The 10,380-nt window shown below is 62.3% G+C and carries 12 protein-coding genes; 7 read left to right on the top strand and 5 right to left on the bottom strand.

Annotated elements, in window-relative coordinates; all coding sequences use genetic code 11:
- Window positions 1–37: 37 nt before the first annotated feature.
- Complete coding sequence (locus KUL25_RS07365; RefSeq protein ID WP_257892352.1) at window positions 38–1,330, bottom strand: O-acetylhomoserine aminocarboxypropyltransferase/cysteine synthase family protein; 1,293 nt, start codon at window positions 1,328–1,330, stop codon at window positions 38–40.
- Window positions 1,331–1,607: 277 nt separating this feature from the next.
- Here KUL25_RS07365 and KUL25_RS07360 point away from each other — a divergent pair, with 277 nt between their 5' ends.
- The 3 genes from KUL25_RS07360 to KUL25_RS07350 all read left to right on the top strand — a co-directional run bounded on the left by KUL25_RS07360 (window position 1,608) and on the right by KUL25_RS07350 (window position 3,063).
- On the top strand, window positions 1,608–1,985 hold the full coding sequence (locus tag KUL25_RS07360; protein ID WP_257892351.1) for an NADH:ubiquinone oxidoreductase subunit NDUFA12: 378 nt from the start codon (window positions 1,608–1,610) through the stop codon (window positions 1,983–1,985).
- 74 nt (window positions 1,986–2,059) lie between these two features.
- Entirely contained in the window at window positions 2,060–2,515 is a 456-nt protein-coding gene (gene mlaD / locus KUL25_RS07355; RefSeq protein WP_257894826.1) for an outer membrane lipid asymmetry maintenance protein MlaD, read from the top strand.
- Window positions 2,512–3,063, top strand: coding sequence for a DUF2155 domain-containing protein (locus KUL25_RS07350; RefSeq protein WP_257892350.1), 552 nt, complete (start codon window positions 2,512–2,514; stop codon window positions 3,061–3,063). The genes mlaD and KUL25_RS07350 overlap by 4 nt, the downstream gene beginning before the upstream one ends.
- A 120-nt stretch (window positions 3,064–3,183) precedes the next feature.
- Here KUL25_RS07350 and aat read toward each other — a convergent pair whose 3' ends face one another.
- From aat to accB, 3 genes are all read right to left on the bottom strand, one after another.
- Window positions 3,184–3,822 (bottom strand): leucyl/phenylalanyl-tRNA--protein transferase, encoded by a 639-nt coding sequence (gene aat / locus KUL25_RS07345; RefSeq protein ID WP_257892349.1) that lies wholly within the window; start codon window positions 3,820–3,822, stop codon window positions 3,184–3,186.
- 392 nt (window positions 3,823–4,214) lie between these two features.
- Window positions 4,215–5,561: an acetyl-CoA carboxylase biotin carboxylase subunit gene (gene accC, locus KUL25_RS07340; RefSeq protein WP_257892348.1), complete on the bottom strand. Its 1,347-nt coding sequence runs from the start codon at window positions 5,559–5,561 to the stop codon at window positions 4,215–4,217.
- A 17-nt stretch (window positions 5,562–5,578) separates the two neighbouring features.
- Entirely contained in the window at window positions 5,579–6,061 is a 483-nt protein-coding gene (accB, locus tag KUL25_RS07335; RefSeq protein ID WP_257892347.1) for an acetyl-CoA carboxylase biotin carboxyl carrier protein, read from the bottom strand.
- 244 nt (window positions 6,062–6,305) lie between these two features.
- Between accB and KUL25_RS07330 the strand changes: the two genes are divergently transcribed.
- The 4 genes from KUL25_RS07330 to KUL25_RS07315 are packed head-to-tail and all read left to right on the top strand — an operon-like array spanning window position 6,306 to window position 9,749.
- On the top strand, window positions 6,306–7,646 hold the full coding sequence (locus KUL25_RS07330) for an NAD(P)-dependent oxidoreductase (RefSeq protein ID WP_257892346.1): 1,341 nt from the start codon (window positions 6,306–6,308) through the stop codon (window positions 7,644–7,646).
- A complete protein-coding gene (locus KUL25_RS07325; RefSeq protein WP_257892345.1) occupies window positions 7,643–8,041 on the top strand; it encodes a hypothetical protein in 399 nt (132 codons plus the stop codon). The genes KUL25_RS07330 and KUL25_RS07325 overlap by 4 nt, the downstream gene beginning before the upstream one ends.
- Window positions 8,029–9,333, top strand: a complete 1,305-nt coding sequence (gene preA, locus KUL25_RS07320) for an NAD-dependent dihydropyrimidine dehydrogenase subunit PreA (protein ID WP_257892344.1) — start codon at window positions 8,029–8,031, stop codon at window positions 9,331–9,333. Before KUL25_RS07325 ends, preA begins: the two co-directional genes overlap by 13 nt.
- Complete coding sequence (locus KUL25_RS07315) at window positions 9,330–9,749, top strand: VOC family protein (RefSeq protein ID WP_257892343.1); 420 nt, start codon at window positions 9,330–9,332, stop codon at window positions 9,747–9,749. The genes preA and KUL25_RS07315 overlap by 4 nt, the downstream gene beginning before the upstream one ends.
- On the opposite strand, the gene KUL25_RS07310 is transcribed toward KUL25_RS07315, so the two are convergent.
- Entirely contained in the window at window positions 9,739–10,350 is a 612-nt protein-coding gene (locus KUL25_RS07310) for a TetR family transcriptional regulator C-terminal domain-containing protein (protein WP_257892342.1), read from the bottom strand. The genes KUL25_RS07315 and KUL25_RS07310 overlap by 11 nt on opposite strands.
- Between the last annotated feature and the right edge of the window lie 30 nt (window positions 10,351–10,380).

Here is a 10,380-nt window from a genome sequence, read left to right as displayed (position 1 = left end):
ACCGCCCTCAACTTAGGCTAAATTGGTTAACGAAGCCCTAGCTTGTTGCTTTCGTGAGCGCTTGGTCGAGGTCTGCGATCAGGTCTTTCACGTCCTCGGTCCCGATGGAAACGCGGACCACATTGGGGGCGGCGCCTGCGGCTTCCTGTTGTTCGGGTGTCAATTGACGGTGGGTGGTGGAGGCGGAATGGATGATCAGCGAACGCGTATCGCCCAGGTTGGCGACATGGCTGAAGATCTCCAGCGAATCAACCAGCTTGATGCAGGCGTCATAGCCACCCTTCACCGCGAAGGTGAACAACGCGCCCGCGCCCTTGGGGCAGACGTCCTTGACGCGATGAAAATACGGAGAGCTTTCCAGCCCTGCATAGGTCACGAAATCCACACGCGGGTCGGCTTCCAGCCACTTGGCGACGGCGACGGCGTTTTCGACATGACGCTCCATCCGCAGGCTGAGGGTCTCGATCCCCATCAGCGTATAATGCGCGGCTTGCGGGTTCAGGGTCATACCCAGATCGCGCAGGCCGATAGCGATGCCGTGGAAGGTGAAGGCGAGGGGGCCAAAGGTCTCGGCGAACTTCAAGCCGTGATAAGCGGGCTCGGGCTGGCTGAGCGAGGGGAACTTGTCCGACGCCGCCCAATCAAAGGTACCCGAATCGACGACGCAGCCGCCCGTCACGGTGCCATTGCCGGTCAGGTACTTGGTGGTGGAATGTACGACCAGCGTGGCCCCATGCTCGATCGGGCGGTGCAGGTAGGGCGTGGCCGTGGTGTTGTCGATGATCAGCGGGATCCCGGCTTCATCAGCGATATTGGCGACGGCGCGCACATCCATGATGTAGCCGCCGGGGTTGGCAATCGCCTCGCCGAAAACTGCGCGGGTGTCGTCATCAATCGCGGCCTTGACCGCGTCCAGATCGTCGAAATCGACAAACTTGGCGGACCAGCCGAAGCGCTTGATCGTCTGGCTGAACTGCGTGACCGTGCCGCCGTAAAGGCGCGTGGAGACGACCACGTTGCGCCCGGGCTGCATCAGCGGGAACAGTGCCATGATCTGCGCGGCATGGCCTGAGGAACAGCAGACTGCGCCCGCGCCGCCCTCCAGCGTCGCGATCCGCTCTTGCAGCACGGCGACGGTGGGGTTGGTCAGGCGAGAGTAGATGTAGCCCACCTCTTGCAGGTTGAACAAAGCTGCGGCGTGGTCGGCATCGCGGAAGACATAGGCCGTGGTCTGGTAGATCGGCGTTTGCCGTGCGCCCGTGGCCGGGTCGGGCCGTGCGCCTGCGTGGATCTGAAGGGTGTCGAAGCCGTAGCTGGGGGCGTTTGTCATGGTGTCTCTCCCAAAGTGGTGTGCATCCGGGGCCTTCCGGCGTCCGGAATTTGCCCGCTTGTAGGCCATGCAGCCCACGGCCCGCAATCTCCGCCTGTAATCCAAGACCGCCCGTTCTGCGACACGGGCCGCGCGTGGGACGGGCGTCCGCTCCTTCATCTTGCCAAATACAACTCAAACCCGGCCCCGGTCCCAAGCGCGACGCTCTGCACACTGGACGTCCCCCTCACAACAAGGCAAAAGCCACCAAACAATCCAAACTGCGCGGAACAAGCCCATGGCCAGCATCATCAATCGCCTGTTCACCTGGTGGAACGGTCAAACCATTGGCACGCAGCTGTTCACGGCGCGCAAAGGCCAGAAGATCGGTGAAGACGCGCAGGGCAACCTCTTTTATCGCAATGCCGATGACAGCAAACGGTGGGTGATCTTCAACGGCGATATCGAAGCCTCTCGCATCGATCCTGAATGGCACGGCTGGCTGCACCGCACCTGGGACGAACCGCCCACCGACAAACCGGTGGTCCACAAGGCGTGGGAAAAGCCGCACTTGCCAAACCTGACCGGCTCCGCGCAGGCCTATGCGCCTGCGGGCTCCATCCGCCGGGCAGAGCCCGCCCCGCGCAGCGATTACGAGGCGTGGACCCCGGAATAACCTCTGCCCGCGCATTTATGCCCATCGCCCTTTCGCCCCTTGGCGTGGGCGCGCTTTCTGGCTACCACCGTTCCATGGCCGAGACTGACTATACCCTCGCTGAGATCGCCACCGGTGGCGCCGTTCTTGCGGCGGCTATCGGCTTTTTCTTTTATGCTTCCGGCCCCGGCGGTCCCTCTGCCGCAGACAGCTACGAATTGCTGGCTGCCTTCCGCTCGGCCGAAGGGATCAGCGTCGGCACCGAGGTGCGCCTGGGCGGCGTGCAGATCGGCAGTGTCACGGCGATGGAGCTGAACCCGCAGACTTTCCTCGCCGAAACGACATTCTCGGTCGCCAGTGACATCATCCTGCCCGACGACAGCGCGATTTCGATCGCCTCCGAAAGTCTTTTGGGCGGGTCCTATGTCGAGGTTATCCCCGGTGGCTCTCCGTTCAACCTCGAACCGGGCGGAGAGGTTTTGGACACGCAATCCTCGGTCAGCCTGATCACACTGCTGTTGCGGTTTGTCGGCGCGGCGGCGGACGAATGATGCCCGCGTCCCGCGCCATGGTCCTGGCCCTTGTGCTTTGCGCCGCACCTGCCACGGCGCAGCAGTTCGACGTGATTGACGGCGATGGCGCCTTCGACGGTTTTCAACTGGATACCGGTGAGGGGGATGGGACCGGCCTGACCCTGTCGGAAGGCGACACCGGGGACATCGAGTTGAACCTCGGCACCGGGGTGGCGGGTCAACTTGAAACCTTTCCCGGCGTCACCGGCCCGGTGACCTCGATCAGTCAGCCGGCGACGGGGCAGGGCACGGTGGTGTCGCTGCGAGCGCTCGACAAGATGTTGGGCCAACCCACGGATATCGAGTTGTCGATGGGCCAAACGGTCGTATTCGGCCGCATCGCGATCCGCGTTATCGAGTGCCGTTATCCCACGGCCGATCCGGAGGGTGATGCCTTTGCCCATCTGGAAGTGCTTGATCTGGAAGGCGACAGTCTGTTCGATGGCTGGATGATCGCCTCCAGCCCGGCGCTGAACGGGCTGGAACACGCGCGCTATGATGTCTGGGTTCTGGGCTGTTCTGCCTGAGGCAACGTCCGGGAAGAACGATCCGGTTTCCGGCATGAATAGCGCGTCATCCGTCCAGTGTGGACCTTGGAAAGATTGCAGGCCTCACGGGCGTTTCTGGGAACCGTTGCGCCGCCTGCCTCAGACCGCCATTGGCGCGTCTTCCGGCAGGGCCATGAAATCGGCAGGCAACATCAGAGCGTGGCTCAACTCGGCCCGGTAGTCCGAGCGCGGCAGTTCCACTGCGCCAAGGCTCATCAGATGGTCGGTGACGAATTGCGTATCGAACAGCGTGAAGCCGCCCGCACGGAGGCGATGGATCAAATGCGCCAGTGCCAGTTTCGACCCGCCGGTGCGCCGCGAGAACATGCTTTCGCCAAAGAACGCCGCGCCCAGGGTGATGCCGAAAACGGCCCCCTTCAGCCCCTCATCATCCCAGATCTCGACGGAATGGGCGAGGCCTTGAGCATGGAGCGCAAGGTAGCAGGCGGACAGATCCGCGTTGATCCATGTCGGCTCCCGGTCTGCGCAGCCATCCAGCACACCGGTGAAATCCCGATTGATATGAACACGGTAGCCGCCACGGTTGATCTGGCGCCGCAATGAGCGCGAGATGTGGAAACCATCGAGGGGGAACACGCCGCGCCGCTGCGGGTCCACCCAGAAGACTTCGGGGTTGTCGGCCCCCTCGGACATGGGAAAGATCCCCGCCGCATAAGCGCGAAGCATGAGGTCCGGTGTAAGCAGGGGACGTCTTTGTGGGTACATGTCATGGGCCATAGCGATGAAATAGGCGATATCCGATCCAAACCCAACAAAAATGGGCAGTGCGTCGGCGACGTGGCGTTAACCCAAAATTAACATAAACGCACTAAAGCTGAACTTGTCGACCTGTATACATCAACTCATCCGGTGCAACATGTCGCGCGCATGTCCTGTATCGACCCTCCCGTGTCGGTATTTGGGTCAGGGTCCGTAGACACGAGGGCACTTTCGGTGATGCGACGCCGTTGCCCTTGGCAGATCCTATGGAAGAAAGGTCGATATGTCAGGCGGGTCTCACCCCAGCCGGCAGTGACGGACCGCGTCCGATGCGTCAAACGCGTTCAGCCGGTATCCTGCCCATGGCAGACCGGCTGGACGCATCCGAAATTCATGCCATGCCTTCGCGTTCACGACAGATTTTCGTCCAGCCACTTTTCCAGCCAGTGGATCGTGTAGTCGCCCGTCTGCACGGCCTCGGCCTGCAATAGGTTGTGAAACAAGGGCACCGTGGTGTCGATGCCATCGACGATCAACTCTCCCAATGCGCGGTTGAGGCGCGCAAGGGCCTCGGGGCGGTCGCGGCCATGGACGATCAACTTGGCAATCAGAGAGTCGTAATACGGCGGGATGCGATACCCGTCGTAGAGCGCGCTATCCATGCGTACGCCAAGACCGCCCGGCGCGTGATATTGGCTGATCGTGCCGGGGCAGGGCGAGAAGTTCGGTAACTTCTCGGCATTGATGCGCACCTCGATGGCGTGGCCCTGTACCTGCAGGTCCTCTTGGTGGAAGCTCAACTCTTCGCCCGCCGCGACGCGGATCTGTTCGCGGACAAGGTCCACGCCCATGATCGCTTCGGTCACCGGGTGTTCCACTTGCAGGCGGGTGTTCATCTCGATGAAAAAGAATTCTCCGTTCTCGTACAAGAATTCGATCGTGCCCGCGCCCTCATACTTCATTTCGGCCACGGCATTGGCGCAGATCATGCCGATATGGTCGCGCAGCTCGGGCGTGATGGACGGGCCGGGGGCTTCTTCGAATACCTTCTGGTGGCGGCGCTGAAGTGAGCAATCGCGCTCGCCCAGATGGACGGCGCGGCCCTTGCCGTCGCCAAAAACCTGCACCTCGATGTGGCGCGGGGTGCCGAGGTATTTCTCGATATAGACCTCTTCATTGCCGAAGGCGGCCTTGGCCTCGGTACGGGCGGACTTGAACGCCACCTCGATCTCATCGGCGGATTTGGCCAACTTCATGCCACGCCCGCCACCACCTGCGGTGGCCTTGACGATGACCGGATAGCCGAATTCCTCGCCAATGGCGCGGGCGGCGTCGACATCGGCAACCCCACCGGCAGAGCCCGGTACGCAGGGAATGCCCAGACGTAGGGCCGTTTCTTTGGCGGTGATCTTGTCGCCCATCATACGGATATGTTCGGCGGACGGGCCGATGAACTTGATCCCGTGGTCCTCCACGGCCTGCACGAAGGCGGCGTTCTCAGACAAGAACCCGTAGCCGGGGTGGATGGCCTCGGCCCCCGTGATCTCGCAGGCGGAAAGGATTGCAGACATGGACAGATAGCTGTCGGTGCCCGGCGGCGGGCCGATGCAGATGGCTTCGTCGGCCATGCGCACATGCATCGCGTCCGCGTCGGCGGTGGAATGGACGGCCACCGACTCTATGCCCATCTCGCGGCAGGCACGGATTACACGAAGCGCGATCTCGCCCCGGTTGGCGATCAGGATCTTGCGGAACATGGGCAGAACCTTTTCGATTATTCGATGATCATCAACGGCGCGCCGAATTCGACGGGACTGCCGTCGCCCACGACGATGCGCTTCACGGTGCCCGCACGCGGCGCGGGGATCTGGTTCATCGTCTTCATCGCTTCGATGATCAGGAGCGTTTGACCCTCGGACACCTTGTCGCCAACGCTGACGAAGGGCGGTGTGCCGGGCTCGGCTTGCAGATAAACGGTGCCGACCATCGGCGAGGTCACGGCGCCGGGCGCCTGGCTGGGATCCTCGGCGGCGGCAGGGGCCGCGCCGGGTGCTGCCGGGGCAGGGGCAGCAGCGGCGGCGGGTGCTTGCATCATCACCGGGGCGCTTGCGACGGGCTGTTTGGCGACACGGACGTTCAGCCAGTCATTCTCGCCATACTCGCGTTTCACATGCAGTTCGGTCAGGTCGTTTTCCCGCAGTACGTCTGCCAGCGCCTTGATGAAGGCCACGTCGTTGTCGTGCGTCTTTTCTGCCATGATGCTCTCACCCCGTGTGTCGTTGGTCATTGCGCTATAGCGCAGGGCACACGTGGGGAAAACCCGCCGCGTGGGGTCTTATGTGGTGAGGTCGGCACGGGATTGCAGGGGCGATTGCTCAATTATGCGGCAAAACGCCGAAATCGGCAGGGGATGCGGTCCAATGATAAATTTTACCATTTGATAAATTTTTGAACCCGTGCCAGCCTGATTCCCGACAAAGCCATGTTGCAAGCGAGGCCCGATGCGTAACTCTCCCTTCACCCCCGGTATCGCCCCGGCGCGCCTAGAGGCGGCCGAATTGGCGCAGAATTTCGTCGATCTGCACCCGCCTCTGGATGCGCACGAGGCGCTGGTGGCCGCCGATCGCTGCTACTTCTGCCATGACGCGCCCTGCATCACGGCGTGCCCCACGACAATCGACATTCCGCTGTTCATCCGCCAGATCGCCACCGGCACGCCGGAGGCTGCGGCGAAGACGATCTTCGAGCAGAACATCCTGGGCGGCATGTGTGCCCGGGTGTGCCCGACGGAAACGCTCTGCGAAGAGGCCTGCGTGCGCGAGGCCGCCGAAGGCAAGCCGGTACTGATCGGCCAGTTGCAGCGCTATGCCACTGACGTGGTGATGGACGCGGGCGTGCATCCCTTCGTGCGCGCCGAGGCGACGGGAAAGCGCGTCGCCGTTGTGGGCGCAGGGCCCGCGGGGCTGGCCTGTGCCCACCGCCTGGCGATGAAAGGCCATGAAGTGGTGATCTATGACGCGCGCCCCAAGGCGGGCGGCCTGAACGAGTATGGGATCGCTTCTTATAAAAGTACCAATGATTTTGCGGCGGCAGAGGTCGACTGGCTGATGCAGATCGGCGGGATCAGGTTGGAGACAGGCAAGGCGCTTGGCCAGGAGATCTCGCTCACCGGGCTGCAAAAGACCTTTGATGCCGTGTTCCTGGGCATGGGGTTGAGTGGCGTGAACGCGCTGCGCTCCGAGGGTGAGGACCGCGCGGGTGTCATGGATGCCGTGGAATTCATTGAAGACTTGCGGCAGGCCGATGATCTGGCCGCGCTGCCCGTGGGCCGCAACGTGGTGGTTATCGGCGGCGGCATGACCGCGATTGACGCGGCCGTGCAATCCAAGCTTCTGGGGGCGGAAAACGTGACGGTCGTTTATCGCCGCGACCGCGACGCAATGCCTGCAAGCCGGTATGAGCAGGATCTCGCGGCCTCTAAGGGCGTGCGGTTCATCTTCAACGCGATGCCGATTTCGGTGCAGGGCAATGGGGCCGCGACGGCCCTGCGCTGCGAGTATACCCGCGCCGAGGGCCGCAGCCTTACGGGCACCGGAGAGACCTTCGATATCCCCGCCGACCAGGTTCTGAAAGCCATCGGACAAACCTTGTCCGATGCGCCGGACGTCGCCTTGGAGGGCGCCAAGATCGCCGTGACCGGTGCCGGGCGCACGTCTATTGACGGCGTATGGGCCGGCGGTGACTGCGCGGCTGGCGGTGAAGACCTGACGGTAACCGCCGTTGCCGAAGGGCGCGACGCGGCGGAAGATATCCATGTGACCCTCTCAGGATCGTCGAAGTGAAACGCGCTCTCGCCTGTGCCATACCCCTCGCCGCTTTGGGTGCCCCAGCCGCAGCCGATACTGTGCGCGGGGAATGGCGCGGAGAACAGGGGCCAATCTTCTACATTGATGAATTCGGGGCCGGGTGGGGCGATCATTCGACCTGCGAAGCGGCGCCGATCGCCCTGGAAGAAGGCGATGCCTACGTGACCGATCTGACATGCTACACCACGCATTTCACTGGAGACACTCCGACCGACGGCGTGACCCAATTGAATTCCGAAGTGACCAAGATCGTCGCCCTTCTGCTGCCTGACGGGCGGCTTGCGCTTTATCTTGATGACGATCTGGGAACCGAATCCTTTCTCGATGCAACTAATCACCCCATGAAGGAGATTTCTCCATGGCTGACCTGACCTCCAACTTCCTCGGCATCCATTCGCCCAACCCCTTCTGGCTTGCCTCCGCGCCGCCTACGGACAAGGAATACAACGTCCGACGCGCGTTCGAGGCCGGATGGGGCGGCGTCGTCTGGAAGACGCTCGGCTCGGAAGGGCCGCCCGTGGTGAACGTCAATGGCCCCCGCTACGGAGCTATCTACGGCGCGGACCGGCGGCTTCTGGGCCTCAACAACATCGAGCTGATCACCGACCGCGACCTTTACACCAACCTTGAAGAGATCAAGCGCGTGAAGGCCGACTACCCCGACCGCGCGATGATCGTCTCCATCATGGTGCCCTGTGAGGAGGAAGCGTGGAAAGCCATCCTGCCGCTGGTGGAAGACACCGGCGCGGACGGGATCGAGCTGAACTTCGGCTGCCCCCATGGCATGTCCGAGCGCGGCATGGGCGCCGCCGTGGGCCAGGTGCCCGAATACATCGAGATGGTGACGCGCTGGTGCAAGCAGTACTACTCCAAGCCGGTCATCGTGAAACTGACACCGAACATCACCGATATCACCAAACCCGCCGCTGCCGCCAAGCGGGGCGGGGCGGATGCGGTGTCCTTGATCAACACGATCAACTCCATCACCTCGGTCAACCTCGACACCATGTCGCCCGAGCCGTCGATCGGCGGCAAGGGTTCGCACGGCGGCTATTGCGGCCCGGCGGTCAAGCCGATCGCGATGTCCATGGTGTCCGAGATCGCGCGGCACGATGAGACGCACGGCCTGCCGATTTCCGGCATCGGCGGCGTCACCACGTGGCGCGACGCAGCAGAGTTCATGGCGCTTGGCGCGGGCAACGTGCAGGTCTGCACGGCCGCGATGACCTATGGCTTCAAGATCGTGCAAGAGATGATCAGTGGCCTCTCGCAATACCTTGATGAGAAAGAGATATCCCTCGACGATCTGGTGGGCCGTGCGGTGCCGAATGTCACGGATTGGCAGTACCTGAACCTCAATTACGTGGCCAAGGCGAAGATCAATCAGGACGCCTGCATCAAATGCGGGCGCTGCTACGCGGCCTGTGAAGACACCTCGCATCAGGCGATTTCCATGTCTGCCGACCGAGTGTTCGAAGTGATCGACGCCGAATGCGTCGCCTGCAATCTTTGCGTGAATGTCTGCCCGGTGGAGGATTGCATCACCATGGTGGAGCTGGCCGACGGAGAGGTTGATGCCCGCACGGGTCTGACCGTCAGCGACGACTACGCCAATTGGACGACACATCCCAACAACCCGGGTCGCGTGGAGGCTGCGGAATGATTGAACGTCTCGATCACGTGAACCTGCAAACCACGCAGCTTGCGGAAATGATCGCGTGGTACGAGAATTTCTTGCACTTGAAACAAGGGTATCGCCCGAATTTCCCTTTCGACGGCGCGTGGATGTATGCGGGCGCGGTGCCCGTTGTGCATTTGGTCGAGGTCAAGACGACGCCGCCCAAAGCCACCGATCTGGCGTTGGAACACGCCGCCTTCGCCGCCAAGGGCCTGACAGAGTTCCTTGAACGACTGACCGCCGCCGATGTAGCCTTTCGCCTGGTCCGCGTGCCCGATATTCCGCTGGTTCAGGTCAACGTCTGGGATCCCGATGGCAACCACTTGCACGTGGATTTCCATGCCTCCGAGGCGGAAGGGATCGATATGGAAGACTTCAAGACCTCTCGGATCAAGGCGTAAGGAGGCGCGAAAAAAGCGTCTCCAGGAAGATCTCGGCCTCGGCTAGCGGGTCTCGGTCCTCGCCCAGAACGGCGCGGACTTGCACGTCGAAATCGGCATAGTGCTGCGTCAGCGACCAGATCGAGAAGATCAGGTGATGGGGGTCGGAGGGGGCAATCTGCCCCGATGCCATCCAGATGCGGATCACGGCGGCTTTTTCATCCACCAGCGCCTTCAGATCCGTCGATAATCCTTGGATCATCCGCGGCGCGCCTTGCACGATCTCTTGCGCGAAAAGTCTGGATTCGCGGGGGAAATCACGGCTTAGCTGCAACTTGCGGCGAACGTAGGCCAAGATCTCCGATTGCGGATCACCATCGGCGCGCATCTCGCGCAGGGGGGCAAGCCAGGTGTCCACCAACCCCTCCAGAAGCGTCACGTGGATATCTTCCTTTGACGCGAAATAATACAGCAGATTGGGCTTCGACAGCCCGGCCTCGGACGCAATCGCATCCAGGGTCGCGCCGCGAAACCCATGGAGCGAGAAGACCTCCAGCGCGGCCTCCAGCACCCGAGCACGGTTCTTTTCCTGGATGCGGGTGCGGGGCTTGGGTGCGGTCATCGATACGCCTGTTCCAACACTGCCCAAAGG

Source organism: Gymnodinialimonas phycosphaerae, assembly GCF_019195455.1.
GTDB classification, from domain to species: domain Bacteria; phylum Pseudomonadota; class Alphaproteobacteria; order Rhodobacterales; family Rhodobacteraceae; genus Gymnodinialimonas; species Gymnodinialimonas phycosphaerae.
Note: the sequence above shows the minus strand (reverse complement) of the source record. Positions and strands in the feature narration are given on the sequence as shown.